This is a genomic window from Streptomyces sp. A1136 (assembly GCF_004795055.1).
Lineage (GTDB): Bacteria > Actinomycetota > Actinomycetes > Streptomycetales > Streptomycetaceae > Streptomyces.
Genome location: NZ_SSBJ01000010.1, coordinates 16,531 through 41,197, shown reverse-complemented (window position 1 = coordinate 41,197; position 24,667 = coordinate 16,531). Strand labels below are relative to the sequence as shown.

Genomic DNA, 24,667 nt, shown 5'->3' with positions numbered 1-24,667 from the left:
GGGGCGTGTGGTCGCCCCCCAGGGTATCGGCCCTTTCCCGATGGTGGGCCCTGCGGTCCGTCTCCGGTCCCGGGCCCACCCTCGGGCGTGCTCAGCGCAGGGCGGTCTCGACCGCCCCGGCCAGCCGTGCGGCGGCTCGTGGGGACAGCGGTTTGCCGTCGGGGTCGACCACGTAGAGGGTGTCGACCGCGTTCGCGCCGAGCGTGGAGACGTGCGCGCTGCGGACCCGGACGCCGCCCTCGTCCAGGGCCCGGCCGATCCGGTGGAGCAGCCCCACGGCGTCGGGGGCCCGCACCTCCAGGACGGTGGCCGACGAGGAGGCGTCCGGCATCACCGTCACCCGGGGCGGCGGCGGGACCACCCCGCGCCGCCTGCGGTACGCGGCCTCGCGGTCGGCCAGCCTCGCCGGGACGTCCAGGGAGCCGTCCAGCGCCCGGACCAGGTCCGTGCGCAGCCGGGCGGCCTCGGGCAGGGCCCCGTACTCGGCGGCCACCCGCCAGCGGAACACCAGCACCTCGCCCAGCCGGTCCGGCAGCTCCAGCGAGCGCAGGTCGGCCGCGCGGACGGTCAGTCGGTGCAGCGCCAGCACCCCGGCCAGGGCGGGCAGGACCCCGGGCTGGTCGGGGACGGTCACGACCAGGTCCACCCCGACCCCGTCGTCCTCGTGGCGGGTCTCCAGGGCCAGGACCGGCTCCCCGGTGCAGAGCGCCTCCACCGCGAGGCGTTCCTGTTCGGTGACCGGGATGCCCAGCTCGGTGGGGGTGGGGGCGGCGCCCCGCAGGACCGCCCGGACCCGGGAGACCAGGTCCGCCACGAGCGAGCCGCGCCAGGTGCTCCAGGCCGCCGGGCCGGTGGCCAGCGCGTCGGCCTCGGTCAGCGCGTGCAGGAGCTCCAGGGTGCCCACCGAGCCGACGACCTCCGCGACGGAGCGCACGGTGGCCGGGTCGTCCAGGTCGCGCCGGGTGGCGGTGTCGACGAGCAGCAGGTGGTGGCGCACGAGGGTGCCGAGCACCGCGACGTCCTCGGCGTCGAAGCCCATCCGGGCCGCCGTGTCGCGGGCGATTGTCTCCCCCGCCACCGAGTGGTCGCCGGGCCATCCCTTGCCGATGTCGTGGAGCAGGGCGGCCGTCAGGAGCAGGTCGGGGCGGCTCACGCGGCGGGTGAGGGCTGCGGCCCGGACCGCCGTCTCCACCAGGTGCCGGTCCACCGTCCAGGTGTGCACGGGGTTGCGCTGGGGCCGGCAGCGCACCCGCTCCCAGTCGGGCAGCAGCCGGGTGATCAGGCCCTCGGCTTCGAGCGCCTCCCACACCCCCACGGTCGGCTCGCCCGCCCCGAGCAGGGTGACCAGTTGCTCCCGCGCCTCCGCGGGCCAGGGCACGGGCAGCGCCTTGCCCTGGGCCGCGAGCCGGCGTACGGAGTGCAGGGAGACGGGCAGGCCCGCCTGTGCGGCGGCCGCCCCGAAACGCAGTGCCAGCACCGGGTCCCGGTCGGGTCGGGCGGCGAGTGCCAGGACGGCCTCGCCGTCGGACTCCACGACGCCCTCGGCCAGCGGCGCCCGCTGAGCGGCGGGCTCGCGCGTGCCCGGCAGCAGGCGGCGCAGCCTCGGCCGGGCCGCCCGGGACCGCAGCACGCGCCCGACCTCCCGCCAGGTGACGTCACCGGCGTACGAGATGACCCGCGCGGCCTCGTACACCTCGCGCAGCAGGGCGTCCGCGTCGAGCAGCCCGAGCCGTGCCGCGACCTGGTCCTGCTCCTGGAGGGAGAGCCGCTCGGTGGCCCGGCCCGTCACCAGGTGCAGGGCGTCCCGGGCGTCGAGCAGCCGCCGCCGGGCCTCGGCCAGCCCCTCGCGCGGGGCGTCGGCGAGCCACGACGCGGCGACGGCGCGCAGCGCGGCGGCGTCGCGCAGCCCGCCGCGGGCCTCCTTGAGGTCGGGCTCCAACAGGAAGCGCAGCTCCCCCGCCTTCTCGGCCCGGTCGCGGCACAGGGCGTGCAGTTGCGGGAGCCGCTTGGTGGCCTGGTTGCGCCAGTCGGCCAGGACGGAGGTCCGCAGTCCGGCGAGGAGTCCGGCGTCGCCGGCGACGGGCCGCGCGTCGAGCAGTCCGAGGTGCACCTTGAGGTCCTCGGCGGCGGTCTTGCGCGCCTCGGCGGGGGTGCGCACCGAGTGGTCCAGGGCCAGGCCCAGGTCCCACACGGGGTACCAGAGGCGGTCGGCGAGGGCACTCAGCGCCGCGGCGGCGGCCCTGCCGTCGTGCAGGAGCAGCAGGTCGAGGTCGCTGCGGGGGGACAGTTCGGCCCGGCCGTACCCGCCGACCGCGACGAGGGTCGCGCCCCGGACGCCGGTCTCCCGGACGGCCCTCGTGAACAGGGCGTTCAACCAGTCGTCGGTCAGTGCCGACAGGGCGGAACGCCGGGAGGGCCCGGACCGCGACTCCTCCCGGAGGAGTCGCAGCCGGGCCGCGGCGTAGCCGCCGGGTCCCGAGCCGTCCGGACCGGACGGCTCGGCGGTCGTGTTCTCCACACTCGTCACCCGGGGGCTCCCGTCGCCTAGAGCGCGTCCGCGCCGCGTTCGCCGGTGCGGACCCTGATGATCGAGTCCACGGGGACGCTCCACACCTTGCCGTCACCGATCTTGCCGGTGTGGGCGGCGGTGACCAGCACGTTCATCACGTCGTCGGCCGTGTCGTCCTCGACGACCACCTCGATGCGGATCTTCGGTACGAGGTCCACGGTGTACTCGGCGCCCCGGTAGACCTCGGTGTGGCCGCGCTGGCGGCCGTAGCCGCTGGCCTCCGAGACCGTGAGTCCCTGGACACCGAACCGCTGGAGGGCGTCCTTGATCTCGTCCAGCCGGTGCGGCTTGACGATCGCGGTGATCAGCTTCATGCGTCAACCTTCTTGGTCGCGGCGGCAACGTGGGCGGGTACGGCGGTGCTCCGGGAGGAGGCGCCGCCGCCTGCCCCGCTGAAGTCGTAGGCGGTCTCGGCGTGCTCGACCTGGTCGATGCCGGAGACCTCGTCGTCCTCGCTGACCCGCATCCCGATCGTCTTGTCGAGCAGGAAGGCGAGGAGCGCGGACGCGAGGAGAGAGTAGGCGAGGACGGCGAAGACCCCGATGGCCTGCTTGCCGAGCTGCGCCAGGCCGCCGCCGTAGAAGAGGCCGGCCGCGTCGGACTGGACCCCGCCGGTGGCGAAGAGGCCGACGAGGAGGGAGCCGATGACCCCGCCGACGAGGTGGACGCCGACCACGTCGAGGGAGTCGTCGAAGCCGAACCGGTACTTCAGGCCTACCGCCATGGCGCAGACGACGCCGGCGATGGCGCCGATGGCGATCGCCCCGAGCGGGGAGCACGAGCCGCCGGAGGGGGTGATCGCGACGAGGCCCGCGACCGCGCCGGAGGCGGCGCCCAGGGTGGTGAAGGAGCCGTGGCGCAGCTTCTCGTAGCCGAGCCACGCGAGCATGGCGGCGGCGGTGGCGACCTGGGTGTTGACGAACATGACGGCGCCGACGCCGTCGTCGTTGCCGAGCCAGGAGCCGGCGTTGAAGCCGAACCAGCCGAACCAGAGGAGGCCGGCGCCCAGCATGACCAGCGGGAGGCTGTGCGGGCGCATCAGGTCCTTCTTGAAACCGACGCGCTTGCCGATGACGAGGATCACGCCGAGCGCGGCGGCGCCGGCGTTGATGTGGACGGCGGTGCCGCCGGCGAAGTCGATGACGCCGAGCTTGAAGAGCCAGCCGCCGGTGCCCCAGACCCAGTGGGCGACGGGGAAGTAGACGAGGCTCACCCACAGGGCGGTGAACAGGGCCCACGCGCTGAACTTGACGCGGTCGGCGAGGGCGCCGCTGATCAGGGCCGGGGTGATGACGGCGAACATCAGCTGGAAGACGGCGAAGACGTAGACCGGGATGGTGTAGCCGTCCCAGAGCTCGGTGATGCCGATGCCGCTGAGTCCGACGTAGTCGGAGTTCCAGCCGATGAGCGAGCCGGCGTCGGTCCCGAAGGCGAGGCTGAAGCCGTAGAGGACCCACAGGATCGTCACGATCCCGAGGCTGATGAAGCTCATCATGAGCATGTTGAGGCTGCTCTTGACGCGGACCATGCCCCCGTAGAAGAAGGCGAGTCCCGGGGTCATCAGCATGACCAGGGCGGAGCAGATGAGCATGAACCCGGTGTTCGCGGCAGAGAGGGAGGGGGCGTCTGCCGCGAGGGTCGTGATGGCTGATGCCATCGGCGTCTCCTCGTCGTCGGTACGTTCGCGTGCGGGCGATCGTGGCTGCCTAAGCGGCGCGGGGGTATGAGGCCCGCTGGTGTGTGCCTGGAGGCCGGCCGGTTAATGACCCTGAGATTCGCGCAGCCCGGTTTCCGGAGCCACCGCTCGATGTTTCGCCGCCGTGACGAAGGGGTCGCGCCTGTTACGGCACGGTGAACGCGATGATGGGGACAGTGGACGCCGCGCCCGTCGGTCGGGGGCCGCGACGACCAGCCCACGCGGGAGGGCGGCGCCGGTGAGGGCGCGAGGGGGGACCGGTCGCGGCGGGGACCCGGGTGGCCTGGCTGGGGGAGCCTGATCGGGCTTCACGGGGTCGGCCGCCGCGGCCGGGGTTCGGGGGACGGTCGGCAGGACCGTCAGACGGCCTCCGCCGCTTCGGGGAGCCGGGAGGCGAGGTGATCGGTCAGCCGGACCACCTCGGCCACGTCGCCGTACTCACGGGCCGCGGTGTCGACGGTCTTGCGCAGACGGGTGTTCACCCGTTCGGACCGTACTTTTCGCGCCACGTCGAGGGCCTGGTCGACGAGGACGGTCGCCTGCTCGGGCTCGCGTTGGAGGAGGTGGACCGTGGCCATGCCGATGAGGTTCAGGGCGTACGAGCGCTGGTGCTCCGGGTCCTTGGCGAACAGCTCGACGGCCCGTTCCATGACGGGCTCGGCGAGGGAGGCGTAGGTGGGGCTGCGCCCGGCGACGTAGGCCAGGTCGCGGTAGGAGTGGGAGTTCTCGCCGTTGAGCTCGGCCTCGGAGAAGAAGCGGATCCAGTCGGGCTCGGGCTCACCGTCGAAGCCGACGTCGCCGAAGGTGTCCTCGGCCATCCGGACGGCGCGCTTGCAGCGGCTGGGCTGGCCCATGTTGGCGTAGGCGCGGGCCTCCATCGCATACAGCATGGCCTGGGTGCGGGGGCCGGCGCAGTCGCGGCTTCCGTACTGGGCGAGGTGGATGAGTTCCAGGGCGTCCTCGGGGCGCCCGAGGTGGATCATCTGGCGGCCCATGTTGGAGAGGATGTAGGAGCCGAGCGGCTTGTCGCCGCCCTCCTTGGCGGCGTGCAGGGCGAGGACGAAGTACTTCTGCGCCGTGGGGTGCAGCCCGATGTCGTAGCTCATCCAACCGGCCAGTTCGGCGAGTTCGGCGGCGACTTTGAAGAGGCGTTTCATCACGGGGGCCGGGTGGCTCTCCTGGAGCAGGTCGGTGACCTCGTGGAGCTGCCCGACGACCGCCTTGCGGCGCAGCCCGCCGCCGCACTGGGCGTCCCACTGGCGGAACATCACGGTGGTGGCTTCGAGCAGGTCGAGTTCCGGATCGGAGAGGCCGGACGGCCGGTAGCCCCCGGTGAGTCCGGCCGGGCCGCCCTCGGCGCGCGATCCGGGGTCGGCGGCCGGGGACGGGACGAGCCAGCGCTGCATCGGCTCGATGAGGGCCGGGCCGGCGGAGAGGGCGAGCGAGGTCCCGAGGAAGCCGCGGCGGGCCAGCATCAGGTCGCTGCGGGAGAACTCGCTGAGCAGCTCGACCGTCTGCGGTCCGGCCCAGGGCAGGTCGACACCGGACACCGACGGCGTCTGGTGCGCGGTGCGCAGACCGAGCTGTTCGATGGCGACGACGGAGCCGAAGCGTTCGGAGAACAGCTCGGACAGGATGCGGGGGACGGGTTCGCGGGGCTGTTCCCCGTCGAGCCAGCGGCGTACGCGCGAGGTGTCGGTGCTGATGTGGTGGGCGCCCATCTGGCGGGCCCGGCGGTTGACCTGGCGGGCGAGTTCGCCCTTGGACCAGCCGCTGCGCACGAACCAGGAGCTCAGCTGCTCGTTGCGGACGTCGGTGTCCGACGGCGCCTCCGCGGGCGCGGACGACCGCCCGTTCGTTCCGCTTGCGCCGTTGCCGCTCACTGGAACGCCCCCATCCGTCGCGCCTCTTCCCTGCAAACCCTGACCGGAATGACGGCTACCGCCACGAACTTCACAAGTCCTTCACGTATTGCCTCCGGCATACCCACGGATGGGCGCGCCTCCGGGGTTCGTGCACCGAAAGTAATCCTACGATCACCCCCGCGGCGAGGCCGACCGTGGAAACGCCACCATTCGCCACCCCTTCGAATGAACTCGCCACCGGCCAGGCGCGATTCACTTGACAGGAAGGCGAAACGGAATGGTTGGACGGGAGTGCGGCCGGGGCGCGCGTGGCGAGGAGTGCGCCGGGCAGCCCCGGAGGAGGCCGCACCCCGCCCTGCCGGACACCAGGTCTCGCCGGCGTCGTAACCACCGGCGCGTCCGACCCGTTGGAGGGGGCATGGGCATGGGCTTCACGATCGGCGGCAGCCGCGGCACCAAGGAGTTCCGTTCCGGCTCGCGGCGACGCGGACGGTCCTCGGAGTGCACGGCGGTGGCCGAGTACACGGGACTGTGGGGTTGGGACGCCGTCCCCGGGGCCCGCGCCGCGGCGCCCGGCCGCGACTGCTCCTGCGGTCATACGAATTGCGGTGCGCCGGGGGCGCACCCGCTGGACTTCGCGCCCACCGTACCCGCGGGGGCGACCCTGGACGAGGTCGCCGAGATCTGGGACGGGTACCCCGGCGCCGCGATCATGCTGCCCGTCGGCCGCGTCTTCGACGTCATCGAGGTGTCCGAGGAGGCCGGCCGGCGCGCGCTGGTGCGGCTGGAGCGCATGGGCCTGCCGCTCGGGCCGGTCACCGTGACACCGGACGGCCGCGCGCAGTTCTTCGTGGCTCCGGGCGCGGCGGCCGGCCTGCCGCAGCTGCTGTACCGGATGGGCTGGGACGACGCCGATCTGGACCTGCGCGCCCTGGGCGGCGGTGCCTACCTGACGGCCCCGCCCTCCGACCGCGCGGGCCTCGGCCCGGCGGCCTGGCTGCGCGCGCCCGCGCTCGACTGCGTGGGCGGGCCGCCACAGGCCCGGCTGCTGCTGGGGACGCTCGCCTACATCTGTCACCGGTTCCGCCGCTGAGGCGCCTGCCGCCGGACGGCCAATACACACGGCAGTGCCCCCGCGTCCGGTCCGGATGCGGGGGCACTGGCGCGTGCGCAGGCGGCGCGGGCGCGGCGCCCGCGGTGCTCAGTCGCCGATCAGGGCGTCGACGAACGCCTCCGGCTCGAAGGGGGCCAGGTCGTCGGGGCCCTCGCCGAGACCGATGAGCTTGACGGGGACACCCAGCTCGCGCTGGACGGCGACGACGATGCCGCCCTTCGCGGTGCCGTCGAGCTTGGTCAGCACGATGCCGGTGATGTCCACGACCTCGGCGAAGACGCGCGCCTGGGTCAGGCCGTTCTGTCCGGTGGTGGCGTCCAGGACCAGCAGGACCTCGTCCAGCGGGCCGTGCTTCTCCACGACGCGCTTGACCTTGCCGAGCTCGTCCATGAGGCCGGTCTTGGTGTGCAGCCGGCCGGCGGTGTCGATGAGCACGACGTCCGCCCCCTCGGCGATGCCCTCCTTGACCGCGTCGTAGGCGATCGACGCGGGGTCGCCGCCCTCGGGACCGCGGACGGTGCGCGCGCCGACCCGGTCCCCCCAGGTCTGCAGCTGGTCGGCGGCGGCGGCGCGGAAGGTGTCCGCCGCGCCGAGCACGACGCTGCGGCCGTCGGCGACCAGCACCCGGGCAAGCTTGCCGGTGGTCGTGGTCTTGCCGGTGCCGTTGACGCCGACGACCATGACGACACCCGGGGTGTCGACGCCGCTCTCGGTCTTCACCGCGCGGTCGAAGTCCGTGCCGACCAGGGTCAGCAGCTCTTCCTTCAGCAGGGTGCGCAGTTCGGCGGGGGTGCGGGTGCCGAGCACCCGGACCCGCTCGCGGAGCCGGTCCACCAGCTCCTGCGTCGGCACGACACCGACGTCGGCGATGAGGAGGGTCTCCTCGATCTCCTCCCAGGTGTCCTCGTCGAGGTGCTCGCGGGAGAGCAGCGTGAGCAGCCCCTTGCCGAGCGAGTTCTGCGAACGGGCGAGCCGCGCGCGCAGCCGGACCAGACGGCCGGCGGTGGGCTCGGGCACCTCGATCTCGGGGGCGGGCGCGAGCCCGACCACGGGGTCCTCGACGGCGACCGGCGAGTCGACGGCGGCCTGCGCGTCCGGGAGGTCGACCTCCTCGATCGTGCGGCGCGGCTCTTCCGCCGTCGTTGCGGCGTCCTCCCCCACCTGCGGTTCGGCGGGCGGGGCAGTGATGGTCGGCGTGCTCGGCGGCGCCGTGGGAGGCAGCTGCTTCTTCTTGCGGCTGCTGACCACGAGCCCGCTGATCGCGCCGACCGCGACCAGGGCGATGACTACAGCGAGAATGAGGATTTCCATAACCCACCCAGTATGGCGTGAGCCCTCCCGAGTCCCGTGAGCCGGAGCTGCGCCCGGGGCGGGAATCCTCAATTTGTGCTTTTCCGCATGAAAATACGATGATGTACGACTCCTCCCACACCCCCCGGAGTCGTACATGCCTGCCGAGCCCGCAGAGTCCGCGGTGGAGACCCGCGGCCTGGAGCCCGTCCCCGACAACGAGCGCGGCGGCCGTGTCCGCGAGCTCGTCCCCACCTGGGTCGCCGCGAACATCAGCGTGCTGCTGCTGACCATGGGCGCCGGGCTGGTGATCTTCAACAAACTGAACATCTGGCAGGTGCTCGTCGTGGCACTCGCCGCGCCCGTCGTCTCGTACGGGATGGTCGGCCTGATCTCGATCGCGGGCAAGCGCGGCGGTTCCCCCGGCATGGCGCTCTCCCGGGCCGTCTTCGGCCAGCGCGGCAACCTCTTCCCCGGCGCGCTGATCTGGGTGGCCCGCTGGGGCTGGGAGACCATCAACGCGGTGAGCGGCGCGTACGCGGTCCTGACCGTCCTCGACCTCCTCTTCGGCGTGCGGGCGGGCACCCCCCTCATCGTCGTCACGCTGCTGTTCTTCGTCAGCTGCACGTTCGTGGTGTCCGGGCTCGGCATCAACGCGCTGCGGGTCTGCTCGAAGTGGTCTACGTACCTCTTCGGCGCCTTCAGCGTGCTGGTGCTCGGGTATCTGGTGCTCACCACCGACTGGGCCGCCGTCTTCGACAAGCCGGCCGGCTCCACCGCGATGATGATCGCGGGCATCGGCACGATCGCCGCCGGCGGCATCAGCTGGGTCCCCTCCGGCCCGGACTTCACCCGCTACCTGCCGCGCACCGCGTCCGCCAAGGGCATGGTCGGCGCGACGATCGGCGGCGCGGGGATCGTCGTCCTGCCCATGGTCCTGATGGGCGCGGTGATGGCCGTCGGCACCCCGGACCTCGCCACCGCCGCGGACCCGGTCTCCTTCATCGGGGAGCTGCTGCCGGTCTGGCTGGCGGTCCCGTACCTGTTGATCGCCCTCGTCGGGATGCTGCTGATCAACTCGATGTCCATGTACTCGGCCGGCTTCACCGCGCAGACGCTGGGCATCAAGGTGCCGCGCGCCTGGGCCGTCAGCGTCAACGCCGTCATCAGCCTGGTGTTCGGCTTCCTGCTGATGGTGGTCGCGAAGAGCTTCTTCGGCTCGTTCATCTCCTTCCTGACGCTGCTGGCCGTCGCCTTCTCCGCGTGGATCGGGGTCTTCGGCGTGGACATGCTGCGACGCAAGACCTACGACGGCGCCGCCCTGCTGGACACGACGCGGAGCAGCGCCTATTGGTACCGGGCCGGCTTCGCCTGGCAGGCCATGACGGCCTGGGGCGCGGCGCTGGTCGTGGGCCTGCTGTTCACGAAGGTGGACTGGTTCGCCGGGCCGCTGTCCGGGAGCTGGATCGGGCAGAACGGGCTGGGCTGGGCGGTCGGCGTCCTCACCTCCGGCGCGCTGTACGCCGTACTGCCGCGTACGGCGCCGCTCGGCGAGGCGCCCGAGCAGGCCGGCGCCGCCGGAGTCGGGGAACCGGTGCTCGCCGGACCCCTGTCCAACTGACACTGCGTCAGCTAACGTCCCCCTTCGCCGCCCACCCCATCAGGCGAAGGGGGACTTCTCCATGCCCATCACCGTGGTCCGGTTCAATCTGGTCGACCCGAACGGCACCCCCGAGAGCCTGCGCGCCCGCTACCGGACCGCTCTGGAGATGGCCCGGTACGCGGACGACCGCGGGGTGGACACCATCCAGACGGAGGAGCACCACGGCACCGACAACAACTGGTTGCCCTCGCCCTTCGCCTTCGCCGGAGCATTGTTCGGGGCCACGCGCCGGATCGCCGTCACCGTCTCGGCGATCATCGGACCGCTCTACGACCCGTTGAAGGTGGCGGAGGACATCGCCGTCCTCGACCTGCTGAGCGGCGGCCGGCTGGTCACCGTGGCGGGCATCGGATACCGGCCGCAGGAGTACGAGCGGCACGGGGTGGAGTGGAGTCGGCGCGGCAGGCTCCAGGACGAGTTGCTGGAGACGCTGCTGCGGGCGTGGACCGGCGAGCCCTTCGTCTTCCGCGGGCGCACGGTACGGGTGACCCCGAGGCCGTTCACCCGACCGCACCCGCTGCTGCTGGTCGGCGGCAGCTCCGAGGCGGCGGCCCGGCGCGCGGCCCGGCTGGGGCTTCCGTTCTTCCCGAGCGCCCACCTCCCGGAGTTGGAGGCCTACTACCGGGGGAAGCTGGCGGAGTACGGCACGGAGGGCTTCTGCATGATGCCCGCCGCCGAGACCCCGCTGTTGCACGTCGCGGAGGACCCGGACCGGGTCTGGGCGGAGCACGGCGCGTGCTTCCTGCACGAGGCGGCGACGTACGCGTCCTGGCAGTCCCGGGACATCCGCAGCGCCGTGCGCTCGGCGGCGCGGTCGGTGGCGGAGCTGCGCGCGGAGGGCGTGTACCGGGTCCTGACCCCGGAGCAGGCGGTGGCGTACGCCCGTGACGCGGGCGAGGCGGGGAACCTGGTGCTGCACCCGCTGTGCGGCGGGATGCCCGTCGACGAGGGCCGGCGCAGCTTGCAACTGCTGTGCGAACAGGTACTGCCCCGGCTCAAGGGCTGAGCCGGGGCAGTACCTGTGTGAGAGGAGAGGGGGTGGTGGCGGGGATGGTTACCCCATCTCCTCCAACGCCTTGCCCTTGGTCTCCGGCACCCACTTGAGGATGAAGGGGATCGAGAGCGCGGCGAAGACCGCGTAGATGACGTACGCCCCGGACAGGCTCCAGTCGGCCAGCGAGGGGAACGTGACGGTGATGAGCCAGTTGGCGATCCACTGGGCGGAGGCGGCGACACCGAGCGCGGCGGCGCGGATGCGGTTGGGGAACATCTCGCCGAGCAGCACCCAGACCACCACGCCCCAGGACAGGGCGAAGAAGAGGACGAACGAGTGCGCGGCGACCAGCGCCACCGTGCCCTGGGTGTCGGGCAGGGTGATGTTGTCCCCGGTGCCCTCCTTGAAGGAGAACGCCCACGCGGCGGTACCGAGGGAGATCGCCATGCCCACGGAGCCGATCAGGGCGAGCGGCTTGCGGCCGAGCCGGTCCACGAAGATCATCGCGATCACCGTGCCGATGATGTTGATCATCGAGGTGGTGAAGGAGTAGAGGAACGAGCTGCTGGGGTCGATACCGACGGACTGCCACAGCGCGGAGCTGTAGTAGAAGATCACGTTGATGCCGACGAGCTGCTGGAAGACGGAGAGGCCGATGCCGATCCAGACGATGGGCAGGAAGCCGAAGCGGCCGCCGAGCAGGTCCCGGAAGGTGGACTTGTGCTCGGAGCGCATCGCGTGCTCGATCTCGGCGGCCCGGGCGTCGAGATCGACACCCGAACCCTCGACCTCGCCCAACACCTTCTTGGCCTCGGCGGTACGGCCGACCGAGATCAGGAAGCGCGGGGACTCCGGGATGACGAAGGACATCAGCCCGTAGAGCACGGCGGGGACGACCATCACGCCGAGCATCCACTGCCAGGCCTCCAGGCCGGCGATCTCGCCGCGCTGGTCGCCGCCGGCCAGGTTCAGGATGCCCCAGTTGACGAGCTGCGAGACGGCGATGCCGATGACGATGGCCGCCTGCTGGAAGGAGGCCAGCCGGCCGCGATAGGCGGCCGGGGAGACCTCGGCGATGTAGGCGGGGCCGATGACCGAGGCCATACCGATGCCGAAGCCGCCGATGACGCGCCACATGGCGAGGTCCCACAGGGCGAACGGCAGGGCGGAGCCGACGGCGCTGACGGTGAAGAGGGTGGCGGCGATCTGCATGCAGCGGATCCGGCCGATCCGGTCGGCGATGCGGCCGGCGGTGGCCGCGCCGATCGCGCAGCCGATCAGGGCCGCCGCGATCACCTGCGCGAGGGTTCCGGAACCCACGTCGAAGCGGTCGCGGATCGCGACGACGGCGCCGTTGATCACCGAGCTGTCGTATCCGAAGAGGAAACCGCCCATGGCCGCGGCCGCGGTGATGAAGATGACGTGCCCGAGGTGGTCGGGGTGGGGCGCGCGTCCGCCGCCCGAGGCCGACGCCTGCTCTGTGCTGCTGGTCAAGGTCTGCTCCTGCGTGCCCGGCTGCGGTGGCGGGTGGGGGTGGTTCCTTCCAGTGGCGCACAGGTGGGGAACCGGCACCACCCGAAGGGAAAAGGCAGCGGAGCAGAGCTTATGTGTTCAGTTCATGAAGTCAACACCTCGGCACAAGCGCGTAGAGATGAGTTGAGCTTCACTTCTTGAATGAACAGCGGTCGGCTGCGACGATCCCGTCAGCGCAGTCGCTGACTGATGACCTTCGACACGCCGTCGCCCTGCATCGAGACCCCGTAGAGGGCGTCCGCGATCTCCATCGTCCGCTTCTGGTGGGTGATGACGATCAGCTGCGAGCTCTCCTGGAGCTCCGCCATGATCCGGATGAGCCGTTGCAAATTGGTGTCGTCAAGGGCTGCCTCCACTTCGTCCATCACGTAGAACGGGCTGGGCCGGGCCTTGAAGATGGAGACCAGCAGGGCCACGGCGGTCAGCGACCGCTCCCCACCGGACAGGAGGGAGAGCCGCTTGACCTTCTTGCCCGGCGGCCGGGCCTCCACATCCACCCCGGTGGACAGCATGTCGTCCGGATCGGTGAGGACGAGCCTGCCCTCGCCGCCCGGGAACAAACGCGCGAACACGCCCTCGAACTCCCGGGCCGTGTCCCGGTACGCCTCGGTGAAGACCTGCTCCACCCGCCGATCAACCTCCTTCACGACTTGAAGGAGATCGGCCCGCGTCTTACGCAGATCCTCAAGCTGCTCGCTGAGAAACTTGTGGCGCTCCTCCAAGGCCGCGAATTCCTCCAGCGCCAGCGGATTGACCTTGCCGAGCTGCTGGTAGGCGCGCTCCGCGGCCTTCAGGCGCTTCTCCTGCCTCATCCGGTCGAAGGGACCGGGGCGGTTGCGCGGGTGCTCCGGGTCCTCGGGGAGCTCCTCCCCCTCCGCCGGCGGTGACGGGGGCACCGGCTGATCGGGGCCGTACTCGGCGACGAGACCCGCCGCCTCCACCCCGAACTCCTCCAGGGCCCGGCTCTCGACCTGCTCGATCCGCATCCGTTTCTCGGCGCCGAGCACCTCGCCCCGGTGCACGGAGTCGGTGAGCTTGTCCAGCTCCCCCTTGAGGTCACGCCCGCGGGCGCGGGCATCGGCCAGCTCCCGTTCCCGCAGGCCCTTGGCCTGCTCGGCGAGGGACCGCTCCCGTTCGGCGCGGCCGATCGACACCTCCAGGTGCGCGAGCAGTTGCCGCGCCCCCTCGGCGACCGCCCGGCCGACCCCGGCCTCGTGGCGCAGCCGCTCCCGGCGGCGCTCGGCCCTGGCGCGGGCCTCGCGCTCCGCGCGGGCGGCGCGGTCGAGCGAGTCCGCGCGACCGGCCAGGCCCTTGACCCGTTCCTCGTGGGTCCGCAGTTGGAGCCGGGCCTCCATCTCCGTCTGCCGGGCGTTGGCGCCGTCGGCGGCGAGTCGGTCCCGGGCGGAGGTGTCGGGCTCGTCCTCCACGGGCAACTCCTCCGCCGCGGCGAGCCGCTCGGCGCACTCCTCGACCTCCAGGCGGGCCAGGTCCAGCGCGTCCTGGGCCCGGGCCGCGGCCGCGGCGCTCCGCTCGGCCTCTCCGGCGGCCCCCTTGGCCTGTCCGGCGAGCCGGCCGAGCTGCTGGGCGACCCGGGCGCGGGCCTGTTCCCCGGCCCGGCGCCGCTCGCCCAGCTCCTCCACGAGGGCAGCCGCCGCCCGGCGCTCCTCCTGGGCGGCGGTCTGGGCGGCGCCGAGTTCCGCGCACCGGGCCTCCAGACGAGTGAGTTCCTCGTCGGCCTCGTCCACCGCGGCACGCACTTCGAGGAGGCTGGGGGCGCCGGCGGAGCCGCCGTGGGCGATGTGGGTGCCGAGCACGTCCCCGTCGGCGGTCACCGCGACGAGGTCGGGGTGCTCCGCGACGACGTCCTCGGCCTGCGCCAGGTTCGACACGACGACGTAGTCCCGCAGCACCCACCCCAGGGCCCGCACGACCGCCGGGTCCCCTTCCACCATGCGCGCGGCCGCAACCGCGCACTCCACGCCCACGCCACCCCGCGCGGCCGCCGAGCGGCCCGGCCCGGCCGTGGCGGTGGCGGGCTCCGGGCCGGTCGAACGGGACCGCGCCGGTGCGGGCGGCGCCGTGGCGGTGGCGTCCTCGGAACCTGTTCCGGCAGGCGGTACGGGCTGCGCGGGGACCCCGGCGTTCGGGTCGGCGCCGGCGGCGGCCTGCGGCGCGGGAAGGTACGCGGTCGCGCCCGAAGCGGCGGGGCCACGCCCCCCGGCGGGCGGTACGGAGGCCGCGTCGGGAGCCGGGTCGGGGGCGCCGGCCTGGCCCGGGAGGGCCAACGCGGGACCTCCGCCCGGAGGGGTGATCAGCAGCGTCGCGCGGCCGGCGTCCGCCTCGCGCAGGTGCCGGATCGCCTCCGCCGCCTCCCCCGGGGACGCGACCGCCACCGCGTCGGCCGCCGCGCCCAGCGCCGCCGCCACCGCGACCTCGTATCCAGCCGCCACCCGGACCCGCTCGGCCGCCGGCCCCAGCAGCCCGGCGAGGCGGTCCCGCGCCTCCTGCCCCAGCAGCGCGCCGGTGCCGTCCTTGCGGCGCAAACCCAACGCCAGCGCGTCCCGGCGCGCGGAAACCGCCGCCCGCGACCGCTCCGCCACCGTCAGTTCCTCGCGCGCACCGGCCAGCGCCGCCTCCGCCTGTTCCAGCCGGGCCCGCGCCGCCTCGTACTCCACCTCCGCCGACGGTTCGTCGAGGCCTCCCACCTCCCGCGCCAAAGCCTCGTACTCCGCCTGCGCGGCCTCCGCGCGGGCCGCCGCCTCGTCCCGCGCCGCGATCAGCCGGTCGATCTCCGCCTGCGCCGCGCCCGCCCTGGAGCGCGCGGCGCCGAGCCGCCCCGTCAACCGGGCCAGCCCCTCGCGACGGTCGGCGATGGCCCGCGCCGCGTCCCGCAGCCGCCGTTCCTCCTCGGCCAGCGCGCGCTCCAGCTCCGCCCGGTGCTCGACGGTGTCCTCCAGCGCCCGCGAGGCCGCCTCCAGCGCGGCCGTCAGCTCCGCCTCCTGCTCGCGGATTCGGCCGGCCTCCCGTTCCAGCTCCTCGGGGTCGCGGCCGCGCCGCTCCTCCTCCGCCGGCGCCGAGGCCGACTTGACCCGCGCCTCGGCCAGTGACGCCGTCCCGCGTACCCGCTCGGCGAGCTGGGACAGCTCGTACCAGGTCTGCTGGGCCCGGTGCAGGCGCGGCGCGAGGTCCCGTACGGCCCTCTCCAGCTCGCCCTCGCGCCGCAGCGCCCCCGCGAGTTCGCGCTCCGCCGACTCCTTGCGCTCCTTCAGCGCCGCCTCGTCGGCGATCTCCGCCTCCAGCGCGCCCCGCAGCGTGACCAGATCGTCGGCGAGCAGGCGCAGCCGCGCGTCCCTCAGGTCCGCCTGGATCACCGCCGCCCTACGCGCCACCGCCGCCTGCCGGCCGAGCGGCTTCAACTGGCGCCGCAGCTCGTCGCCGAGGTCCTGCACGCGCGCGAGGTTGGCCTGCATCGCGTCCAGCTTCCGCAGCGCCTTCTCCTTGCGCTTGCGGTGCTTGAGCACTCCGGCCGCCTCCTCGATGAAGGCGCGGCGGCCCATCGGGTCGGCGTGCAGGACGGAGTCCAGCTGACCCTGTCCGACGATCACGTGCATCTCGCGGCCGATGCCGGAGTCGGAGAGCAGCTCCTGGATGTCGAGCAGCCGGCAGGTGTCCCCGTTGATCTGGTACTCGCTGCTGCCGCCGCGGAACATGATCCGGGTGAGGGTGACCTCGGCGTACTCGATGGGCAAGGCGCCGTCGGAGTTGTCGATCGTCAGGGACACCTCGGCGCGGCCGAGCGGCGGGCGTCCCGTCGTGCCGGCGAAGATGACGTCCTCCATCTTGCCGCCACGCAGGGTCTTGGCCCCCTGCTCCCCCATGACCCAGGACAGCGCGTCCACCACGTTGGACTTCCCCGACCCGTTCGGGCCCACGACACAGGTGATCCCGGGTTCGAAGCGCAGGGTGGTGGCGGAGGCGAAGGACTTGAAGCCACGCAGGGTCAGGGACTTGAGGTGCACGCCGCCGGACTCTACCTTTCGCCCCCGGTTTCGCCCTCGAAGGCCGGGGGCAGATCAGACATTGAAGAAAACAGCCCCCACCTGGCCCAATGCCCCCATGCGGCCCGTCCGCGACCACGACGCGTCCGCACCGGGGCGGGGACGCGAGGCGGCACGGGGAGGGGCACGGAAGCGGACCGCGGGAAAGCGGCGACCGCGGGAAGGCGGCGCGGGAAAGAAAGAAGGGACGCCGAAGCGTCCCTTGCAGATCGTGCTTGCTGGAGTCTAGCGTCGACGCGAGAGCGCGGATCAGGTGAGCGCGGGCTCCGCCTGAGATACGTCGAGGGTGTCCAGCAACGTGTCTCCGTGCTGAGCGGCGGCCGCATTCAGTGCGTCGTTCTCGGACTGGATTCGTCCGAGCTCGGACTCGAGGTCCTGGACGCGCTGCTGAAGCCGTCGCATCTCGGCGAGGAGTCGCGGGTCAGAACCGCCGACGTAACCGAGAAGCGCCTTTGCCATGATGGATGGTCCTCCACATGAGTGACCGACCGAAGCGGTGTGGGTCGTATGGGAATCGCACCCGCGGCGGTCCGGCGGCGACTGTCAGTCACTGCGCTTACTACTGTCAGCGCTGCCAAACAGCTCAGGTGCGCGGGGCTTCCAGCGTCTCACCAAAAAGTTTGACGGTCAACACGATCACGCCCTGTATCGGCGACCGACCCGGCCCCCGCGGCGGAGGCGGAGATCAACCTCTCCTACGAGCCTTTCACGTTCCGCCTCGCGCGGCAATGCCGCCGCGAGGAATCCGCAGCTCCGAGCGGGTGCGGGCCGGCCGCGGATCGGATCAGCCCATGATCGGCCGATACGTCACCGGATCGCGAACCCGTCGTAGCCACCGCGCGGTGTGCCCCAGATCTCTGTCACTCCGTCGACCCGCCCGGGCGTGTCGCCCGAGCGCAGCCAGTCCAGCAGCCGGTGGCAATTCTCACGTTGACCCTCGGCCACGACCTGCACTCGGCCGTCGTCCAGGTTCAGCGCGAAGCCGACCAGGCCTCCGATCTCCAGCGCATTGGCCCTGGTGAACCAGCGGAAGCCCACTCCCTGTACACGGCCGCGCACCCATGCGGTCAGCCGGACGTCTTCACTCATGCGTGCACGCTAGCCGGACGATCACTTTCCAGTCACATCACCCCCCAGGGCCCATGGCGTACAGTCGCGCACCAATGAACTCACCCATTTGGGTGAGTTAGGGATGATCTTGTGAGGAAGGCCAGCCGGATGGGACGCCATCGACTCCACGCCACACCGCCCGGCGGCGGCAAGCGCCGCACCGTCGTGCGCAACGGTCTGCTGGGCGTCTCCGTGGCCGTGGCCCTCGGCACGGCGGCCGTCACCACCGGCCTGGTGCCGGTCGGCCACTCCTTCCCCTACGTCGGCACGGACTCCGACTCCGCGACCGAGGCCAAGGCCTCGCCCACCCCGGACGCCGGCGGCTACACCCAGCAGCCGGGCGGCCTCACCGGCCTCCCGGGCCGGGCCGTTCCGTCCTACGAGGCGAGCAGCGCCTCCCCGACCGCCTCCGCCTCGCCTTCTCCCTCCGCCTCGCCCTCCGCCTCCCCGTCGCCGACACCCACCCCCACCGCGTCGAAGAAGGCCCCGGAGCCGGTGAAGACCACCACCGCCCCCAAGCCCCCGAAGCCGGCGGCCCCCAAGCCCGCCCCCAAGCCCGCGGCCCCCGTCCCCGCCGCCCCGGCGACGGGCGGCTCCTCCGAGGAGGCGGCCGTCCTCACCCTGGTGAACCAGGAGCGCGCCCAGGCGGGGTGCGGCCCGGTCCGCGCCAACCCTCCGCTCGCCTCGCTGGCGGCGGCGTTCAGCAAGGACATGGCGGTCCGGGGCTTCTTCGACCACACCGACCCCGACGGCCGCACCCCGTGGGACCGTGCCCAGGCCGCGGGCATCTCCGGCCTCGGCGGCGAGAACATAGCCCGGGGTCAGGGCGACGCGACTTCGGTGATGAAGGCCTGGATGGACAGCCCGGGCCACAAGGCGAACATCCTCAACTGCGAGTTCCGCACCCTGGGCGTCGGCGCCTACTTCGGCGCCGGCGGCCCGTGGTGGACCCAGGACTTCGGCTTCTGACCCTGGGCACCCGGGCTCCCCTATCCCGCTCGGGGCCCGCCTCGCGGCCAGGGCCGCGTCCGCGACCCGGACCTCTCTTCCGACGCCGCCCCGCCGCCACCGGCGCGGGGCGCCGGCCGCCGGGCCAAGCCGGTCAGGCGGCCAGGGCGGCGCGGCCGGCCAGGATGACGCGGGTGTGCTCCGCGACGCGGCGACCGAGGTGCTCGGCGGTGGCTATGTCGGCCTTGTGGACGCCCTCCACACCCTGATCGGTGTGCGTCTGGGCGGCCGCACCGGAGAAGAACCCCAGGCGGTTGAGGTCGTACTCGGAGGCGGTGCTGCTGTTCCAGCCCGGCTTGAGACCGAGGTTGACCCAGCTCATGGCGTGCTGGGCGGCAAGCGTCTGGAAGTAGCCCAGCGTGGCGGACTTGTCCCCGCTCTTCGAGCCGGAGTTCGTGAAGCCGGCCGCCACCTTGTCCTGCCAGACGTCCCCGAACCAGCGCTTCGAGGTCGCCTCGGCGAAGGCGTGGAAGGCGCCCGAGGCGGTGCCCATGTAGGTCGGCGAACCGAAGACGATCGCGTCCGAGGCGTCGAGGAGCTCCCACTGCGTCTCGTCGATCTCGTCGACCTTGATCAGCTGGACCGTGGCCCCGGCCTCGGCGGCGCCCGCCCGGACGGCCTCGGCGAGGACCGCGGTGTGCCCGTAGCCGGAGTGGTAGGCGATGGAGACGACGGGGGCGTGGACAAAGGCGGACATGGCGGTACTCCTCGGGAATGCTCGTGCCGTTCGCCGCTCACCGCGACGACGACACAAGAGAAGCACTACCTTTTGGAAAGCGCAAGCAACCGGTTAGCGCTGTGGAGGAGTAGGCTGGAGGCATGCAGAAACCCGTCAGCCCCGATACGACGTACACGGACCTGCCGTTCGACGTGTTCGCGCGCGCGTGCCCGTCGCGGGAGACCCTGGAGCACGTCACCGGCCGCTGGGGCAGCCTCACCGTCGGCGCCCTGCGCGAGGGCCCGTGCCGCTTCAACGAGCTGCGCCGCCGGGTCGACGGCGTGAGCGAGAAGATGCTCTCGCAGACCTTGCACGCGCTGGAGCGGGACGGCATCGTCACGCGTGACGCCCAGCCGACGAACCCGCCCCGCGTGGACTACGAGCTGACGCCCCTCGGCCGCGAGGTCGCCGACCGACTGCTCTCCCTGATCCACTTCCTGGAGGGCAGCATGCCCCAGGTCCTGTCGTCCCGGCAGTCCTACGACGGCAGTCGCGGCGGCCTCTGACAGCGCGGGCAGAAGTAACTCGACCGGTTCATCCACGGCCGGCGCCGCATCGGCGTGCCGCAGCGCCGGCACGGCTCGTCCTCGCGCCCGTAGGCGTCGAGCGACCGGTCGAAGTAGCCCGACTCCCCGTTCACGTTGACGTAGAGGCTGTCGAAGCTGGTCCCGCCGACGGCGAGAGCCGCGTTCATGACGTCCCGGACATGGGTGAGGAGTTCCGCGCTCCGGGGGCGCGTGAGCGTGGCGGTCGGGCGCTCGTAGTGCAGCCTCGCGCGCCACAGCGCCTCGTCCGCGTAGATGTTGCCGACACCGCTGATCAGCGACTGGTCCAGCAGCGCCCGCTTGAGGGTGGTCCGCTTGGCGCGCAGGGCCAGATGGTAGGAGGGCTCGTCGAACAGGGGGTCCAGCGGATCGCGCGCGATGTGCGCGATGACGTCGGGCAGCCCCTCGGGGCTCCCGGGGACGGTCTCGTGCAGCGAGAGCCCGCCGAAGGTGCGCTGGTCGACGAAGCGCAACTCGGTCCCGGCGTCGTCCGTGAAGCGCACCCGGATCCGCAGGTGCTTCTCGTCGGGCGCGGCGTTCGGCTGCACCAGCAGTTGCCCGCTCATCCCGAGGTGGCCCAGCACCGAGAGGTCCCGACCCTCCAGCGGCAGCCACAGGTACTTGCCCCGCCGCATCGGCACCCCGAAGGTCTGGCCGGTCAGTCGCGCGACGAAATCGGCCCCGCCGCCGGTGTGCCTGCGCACGGCTCGTGGATGCAGCACCTCCACGGCGCCGACGGTGCGCCCGGCCACCCAGCGTTCCAAGCCCCGCCGCACCACTTCGACTTCGGGCAGCTCGGGCACGGGTTCCTCCGACGGGTACGGTTCTGCGGCGCTCACCCTGAGCGTACCGGCCTGCGCCCACAGGCCCCTCCGCCAGGTCCTCGCCTCCGGATCGTCCCCGGCCCCCGGACCCCCGGACCCCGCGAACAGCACCGCCCGCCCCTGCCGAGCAGGGACGGGCGGTGCTGTTCCCGAAGGAAGCGTCAGGCGCTCGGCGTCGGACCGGCGGGCGTCGGCGCCCCGCCGTCCACGGCCGCGACGTCGGACTCGGCCGAAGCCGGGACCTCCGCCGGAGCGGCGGCGGCCGCGGCGGCCGCCGCGATCCGCTCGTCCGCCGCGGCACGGATCCCGCGCCACGCGGACTCCGCCGCCTGCTGTTCCGCTTCCTTCTTGCTGCGGCCGGTGCCGGTGCCGTACGAGACACCACCGACGCGAGCGGCAGCTGTGAAGGTCTTCTCGTGGTCCGGTCCGGTCTCGGTGACCAGGTATTCCGGTACGCCGAGGCCTTCGGCCGCCGTGAGCTCCTGGAGACTGGTCTTCCAGTCCAGGCCGGCCCCGAGGTTGGAGGACTTCTCGATGAGCGGGTCGAAGAGCCGGTGCACCAGCTCGGAGGCCGCGTCGAGACCCTTGTCGAGGTAGACCGCGCCGATCACCGCTTCGAGGGTGTCGGCGAGGATGGAGGCCTTGTCCCGGCCACCCGTGCCCTCTTCGCCCCGGCCGAGCCGGATGAAGGAGCCGAGGTCGAGGCCGCGCCCGACCTCCGCCAGTGCGCGCGAGTTGACCACCGCGGCCCGCAGTTTGGCCAGTTGGCCTTCCGGCAGGTCTGGGTGGGTCGTGTACAGCGTGTCCGTAACCACCAGGCCCAGCACGGAGTCCCCGAGGAACTCCAGGCGTTCGTTGGTGGGCAGACCGCCGTTCTCGTACGCGTACGAGCGGTGGGTCAGCGCACGCACCAGAAGGGCGGACTCGAGTTGGTACCCGAGCCGCCCTTCCAGAAGCACGTGGGACGAGGCCGCGTTGTTACTGTCTGCCTGCTTCTCAGCGTTGGACAGCTCAGACATTGCGCCTCTCACCAGCCGCTCAGACCTCGAGGACCTGGCGCTTGTTGTAGGTGCCGCAGCTCGGGCACGCAATGTGCTGGAGCTTCGGCTCCTGGCAACGCTCGCACGAAACCAGGGTGGGGACCGCAGCCTTCCACTGCGACCGGCGGTGGCGCGTGTTGCTGCGCGACATCTTCCGCTTCGGAACAGCCACGGCTACTTCTCCTGCTTCTCGGCGGCGCTCTGAACTCCGTCAGACGCAGTGCCGCTCATGTTGTCCTTCTCGTCGTCCTGATCGGTCACGACGAGTTCCTGCAGAGCCGCCCAACGGATGTCGACGGCGTCATGGTGGTGGTCCGGGTCCTCGTTCAGATTGAGCCCACATTCGGGGCACAGTCCGAGACAGTCCTCCCGGCACACCGGCTGCAGCGGCAGTGCGAGCACCACCACGTCACGCAGCACGGGTTCGAGGTCGAACAAGCCGTCCTCAAGGTGGAGCGTGTCCTCGTCGTCCTCGGCGTCGTCGGCCGGCTCCGCCTTGGAGCGGCTCCGGTCGTCGGCGTCAGGGTACGAGAACATCTCCTGGAAGTCCGCCTTGAGCTCGCGCTCGACGGACTCCAGACACCTTACGCACTCCCCCACGGCCCGGCCACGAGCGGTGCCTGTGACAAGCACCCCTTCCATGACCGACTCCATACGGAGGTTGAGCTTCAGCGGGGCGCCTTCCGGCACTCCGATGACGTCGGCGAGACCGAGGTCCGCCGGCGCCGCGACCTCACGGGACAGCCGCTGCATGGCACCGGGACGCCGACCCAGCTCGTGCGTGTCGAACACGAGGGGGTTGCGGTGGTCGAGGTGCGTGCTCAGGGCCGGTTCCCGCTTTCACAGATCGCTGAAGATCGAACTCGCTGCGCTCAAAAGGCTGAGCCGCTCAAGGGCAGCATGGATCGCGGTGCATACGCGCGACCGAACAGTCAGGATACCCGGCACCGCGCCAAGAGCCCAATCCGACCTAGCGCCCCTCTTCTCCCCCGTAGCCCTGCACGGGAGGTACCCCCAGACGCAGCTGGTCCAGGTTGATCATGCTCGTGTCGAAGAAGCTGGTCTCGTCGAGCGCGGGCTGCCTGGGGGCCTGGGGTTGCTGGTACGCCGCGTAGGGGTCCGGCTGCTGCTGGTAGGGCATGCCGTACGGGTCCGGCTGCCCGACCTGCTGCTGGTACCCATAGGGGTCCTGGTAGCCGGCGTACGGGTCGTGCTGCGGCTCTTGCTGCGGCTGCTGCGGCTGCCCGTAGGCGTACGCGTCGTAGGCCGGCTCCTGCCGGCTCTGGGCGGGGACGGGGGCGACGGCGGGCGCGGGTTCGGCGAGGCCGGCCAGGAACTCGGCGTCGCTCGCGGAACGGGACTGCGCCGGGCCCGCCGCGTCCTGGGCGGCCATGTGCGCGCCGAGGTCGTCCGTCGGCACCCGGCCCAGCAGCTTCTGGCGGCCCCGGCCGACGGCCTCAAGGGTCTTGGAGAGCACCGCTTCGAAGGTCGCCAGCTTGGTGTCCACGTAGGCGTCCGCCTGCTCGCGCTGCGTGCGCGGGTCGTCGCTGCGCTCGGGGGCGTCCGTCTCGGGGTACCCGTGCTCGTCCAACCCCGGGCCCCGCCCCAGCAGCTTCTCGCGGCCCCGGTCCACGGAGCCGATCGTCTTGCTGAGCACCACCTCGAAGTTGGCGAGCTTGCTGTCGACATAGTCGTCCGCCTCGGCCCGGACCCCCTCGGCCTCCCGGCGGGCGTCCTCCAGGATGCGGTCGGCCTCGGCCTGCGCGCGCCGCACGATCTCGGTGTCGGAGATCAGCGAACCGCGCTGGGCGTGCGCGGACTCGATGATGCGGTCCGCCTCCCGGCGGGCCTCCTCGACCATCTGGTCCCGGCCGCCGATGAGCTCCTGTGCCTGCGCGAGCGAGCCGGGCAGCGCCTTGCGGACCTCTTCCAGCCCGGAAAGCAGCTCCGCGCGGTTGATCACGCAGGAGGCCGACATGGGCATGGACCGGGCGCCGCTGACGGCCGCGACGATCTCGTCGAGCTTCTTCTGCACGTCCATGGGGGCTCGCACTCTCTCGGCCTCGGGCGGTTCCCGAGTCGGACGGGACGACTGTAAGGCCGCAGGGCGGACGCGCGGGGCCGGCCGGGGGAAGGGAGGGCGGTCAGCGTTCGGCGAGCCGCGCCAGGAGGGCCGCGTGGACGTGGGCGGGCAGCAGGTGGGCGACGTCACCGCCCCAGGTCGCGACCTCCTTGACCAGGGAGGACGACAGGAAGCTGTAGGTGGGGTTGGTCGGCACGAACAGCGTTTCGACGCCCGACAGGCCCATGTTCATCTGGGCCATCTGGAGTTCGTAGTCGAAGTCGCTGACGGCGCGCAGGCCCTTGACGATCGCCGGGATGTCCCGCTGCTTGCAGAAGTCGACGAGCAGCCCGTGGAAGGACTCGACCTGGACGTTCCCGTAGTCGGCCGTCGCCTCGCGGATCAGCTCGATCCGCTCCTCGACGGTGAACAGTCCCTTCTTGGACTGGTTGATCATCACGGCGACATGCACGACGTCGTAGAGCCGGGAGGCCCGGCCGATGATGTCGAGGTGTCCGTTGGTGATGGGGTCGAAGGACCCGGGACAGACGGCGCGGCGCAAGTGAGCTCCCTCGCTC

21 protein-coding genes are annotated in these 24,667 nt (G+C 72.2%); 5 read left to right on the top strand and 16 right to left on the bottom strand.

Annotated elements, in window-relative coordinates; translation table 11 throughout:
- Positions 1 to 91: 91 nt before the first annotated feature.
- The 4 genes from E6R62_RS11990 to E6R62_RS11975 all read right to left on the bottom strand — a co-directional run bounded on the left by E6R62_RS11990 (position 92) and on the right by E6R62_RS11975 (position 6,061).
- Positions 92 to 2,527: a [protein-PII] uridylyltransferase gene (locus tag E6R62_RS11990; RefSeq protein ID WP_136213347.1), complete on the bottom strand. Its 2,436-nt coding sequence runs from the start codon at positions 2,525 to 2,527 to the stop codon at positions 92 to 94.
- A 17-nt stretch (positions 2,528 to 2,544) separates the two neighbouring features.
- Positions 2,545 to 2,883 (bottom strand): P-II family nitrogen regulator, encoded by a 339-nt coding sequence (locus tag E6R62_RS11985; RefSeq protein WP_136213346.1) that lies wholly within the window; start codon positions 2,881 to 2,883, stop codon positions 2,545 to 2,547.
- A complete protein-coding gene (locus E6R62_RS11980; protein WP_136213345.1) occupies positions 2,880 to 4,226 on the bottom strand; it encodes an ammonium transporter in 1,347 nt (448 codons plus the stop codon). The genes E6R62_RS11985 and E6R62_RS11980 overlap by 4 nt, the downstream gene beginning before the upstream one ends.
- Positions 4,227 to 4,624: 398 nt before the next feature.
- Positions 4,625 to 6,061, bottom strand: coding sequence for a hypothetical protein (locus tag E6R62_RS11975; RefSeq protein WP_136213506.1), 1,437 nt, complete (start codon positions 6,059 to 6,061; stop codon positions 4,625 to 4,627).
- A 493-nt stretch (positions 6,062 to 6,554) separates the two neighbouring features.
- Between E6R62_RS11975 and E6R62_RS11970 the strand changes: the two genes are divergently transcribed.
- The gene (locus E6R62_RS11970; RefSeq protein WP_136213344.1) at positions 6,555 to 7,223 is read left to right on the top strand and encodes a bifunctional DNA primase/polymerase; all 669 of its coding nucleotides are present in this window, start codon (positions 6,555 to 6,557) and stop codon (positions 7,221 to 7,223) included.
- A gap of 108 nt (positions 7,224 to 7,331) precedes the next feature.
- Here the strand turns inward: E6R62_RS11970 and ftsY are convergent, their stop codons facing one another.
- Positions 7,332 to 8,555: a signal recognition particle-docking protein FtsY gene (ftsY, locus tag E6R62_RS11965; RefSeq protein ID WP_136213343.1), complete on the bottom strand. Its 1,224-nt coding sequence runs from the start codon at positions 8,553 to 8,555 to the stop codon at positions 7,332 to 7,334.
- Positions 8,556 to 8,691: 136 nt separating this feature from the next.
- Between ftsY and E6R62_RS11960 the strand changes: the two genes are divergently transcribed.
- Positions 8,692 to 10,155 (top strand): cytosine permease, encoded by a 1,464-nt coding sequence (locus E6R62_RS11960; protein ID WP_136213342.1) that lies wholly within the window; start codon positions 8,692 to 8,694, stop codon positions 10,153 to 10,155.
- 61 nt (positions 10,156 to 10,216) lie between these two features.
- Positions 10,217 to 11,203 carry an LLM class flavin-dependent oxidoreductase gene (locus E6R62_RS11955; RefSeq protein ID WP_136213341.1) on the top strand — a complete coding sequence of 329 codons (987 nt, stop codon included), beginning with the start codon at positions 10,217 to 10,219 and terminating at the stop codon, positions 11,201 to 11,203.
- Between the two features lie 48 nt (positions 11,204 to 11,251).
- Here E6R62_RS11955 and E6R62_RS11950 read toward each other — a convergent pair whose 3' ends face one another.
- The 4 genes from E6R62_RS11950 to E6R62_RS11935 all read right to left on the bottom strand — a co-directional run bounded on the left by E6R62_RS11950 (position 11,252) and on the right by E6R62_RS11935 (position 17,871).
- Positions 11,252 to 12,685: a sugar porter family MFS transporter gene (locus tag E6R62_RS11950; protein ID WP_136213340.1), complete on the bottom strand. Its 1,434-nt coding sequence runs from the start codon at positions 12,683 to 12,685 to the stop codon at positions 11,252 to 11,254.
- A 209-nt stretch (positions 12,686 to 12,894) separates the two neighbouring features.
- Positions 12,895 to 16,743: an AAA family ATPase gene (locus E6R62_RS11945; protein WP_136213339.1), complete on the bottom strand. Its 3,849-nt coding sequence runs from the start codon at positions 16,741 to 16,743 to the stop codon at positions 12,895 to 12,897.
- A gap of 288 nt (positions 16,744 to 17,031) precedes the next feature.
- Positions 17,032 to 17,241, bottom strand: a complete 210-nt coding sequence (locus tag E6R62_RS11940; protein WP_136213338.1) for a hypothetical protein — start codon at positions 17,239 to 17,241, stop codon at positions 17,032 to 17,034.
- Positions 17,242 to 17,589: 348 nt separating this feature from the next.
- Positions 17,590 to 17,871 (bottom strand): acylphosphatase, encoded by a 282-nt coding sequence (locus tag E6R62_RS11935; RefSeq protein ID WP_136213337.1) that lies wholly within the window; start codon positions 17,869 to 17,871, stop codon positions 17,590 to 17,592.
- A gap of 129 nt (positions 17,872 to 18,000) precedes the next feature.
- Here E6R62_RS11935 and E6R62_RS11930 point away from each other — a divergent pair, with 129 nt between their 5' ends.
- Positions 18,001 to 18,861: a CAP domain-containing protein gene (locus tag E6R62_RS11930; protein WP_136213336.1), complete on the top strand. Its 861-nt coding sequence runs from the start codon at positions 18,001 to 18,003 to the stop codon at positions 18,859 to 18,861.
- A gap of 133 nt (positions 18,862 to 18,994) precedes the next feature.
- On the opposite strand, the gene E6R62_RS11925 is transcribed toward E6R62_RS11930, so the two are convergent.
- Positions 18,995 to 19,597, bottom strand: a complete 603-nt coding sequence (locus E6R62_RS11925; RefSeq protein ID WP_136213335.1) for a flavodoxin family protein — start codon at positions 19,595 to 19,597, stop codon at positions 18,995 to 18,997.
- A gap of 122 nt (positions 19,598 to 19,719) precedes the next feature.
- On the opposite strand from E6R62_RS11925, the gene E6R62_RS11920 reads away from it, so the two are divergent.
- Entirely contained in the window at positions 19,720 to 20,124 is a 405-nt protein-coding gene (locus E6R62_RS11920; RefSeq protein WP_136213334.1) for a helix-turn-helix domain-containing protein, read from the top strand.
- Here the strand turns inward: E6R62_RS11920 and mutM are convergent.
- The 6 genes from mutM to coaD form a co-directional block, all read right to left on the bottom strand.
- Complete coding sequence (gene mutM, locus E6R62_RS11915) at positions 20,097 to 20,966, bottom strand: bifunctional DNA-formamidopyrimidine glycosylase/DNA-(apurinic or apyrimidinic site) lyase (RefSeq protein ID WP_136213505.1); 870 nt, start codon at positions 20,964 to 20,966, stop codon at positions 20,097 to 20,099. The two genes, E6R62_RS11920 and mutM, sit on opposite strands and share 28 nt — an antisense overlap.
- 182 nt (positions 20,967 to 21,148) lie before the next feature.
- Positions 21,149 to 22,006, bottom strand: a complete 858-nt coding sequence (rnc, locus tag E6R62_RS11910) for a ribonuclease III (protein WP_240801621.1) — start codon at positions 22,004 to 22,006, stop codon at positions 21,149 to 21,151.
- 19 nt (positions 22,007 to 22,025) lie between these two features.
- Complete coding sequence (gene rpmF / locus E6R62_RS11905; RefSeq protein WP_003965982.1) at positions 22,026 to 22,199, bottom strand: 50S ribosomal protein L32; 174 nt, start codon at positions 22,197 to 22,199, stop codon at positions 22,026 to 22,028.
- Between the two features lie 2 nt (positions 22,200 to 22,201).
- The gene (locus tag E6R62_RS11900) at positions 22,202 to 22,852 is read right to left on the bottom strand and encodes a DUF177 domain-containing protein (protein ID WP_136213333.1); all 651 of its coding nucleotides are present in this window, start codon (positions 22,850 to 22,852) and stop codon (positions 22,202 to 22,204) included.
- Between the two features lie 145 nt (positions 22,853 to 22,997).
- Entirely contained in the window at positions 22,998 to 24,068 is a 1,071-nt protein-coding gene (locus tag E6R62_RS11895; RefSeq protein WP_136213332.1) for an ATP synthase F0 subunit B, read from the bottom strand.
- A gap of 103 nt (positions 24,069 to 24,171) precedes the next feature.
- Entirely contained in the window at positions 24,172 to 24,651 is a 480-nt protein-coding gene (gene coaD, locus E6R62_RS11890; RefSeq protein WP_206308711.1) for a pantetheine-phosphate adenylyltransferase, read from the bottom strand.
- Positions 24,652 to 24,667 lie beyond the last annotated feature (16 nt).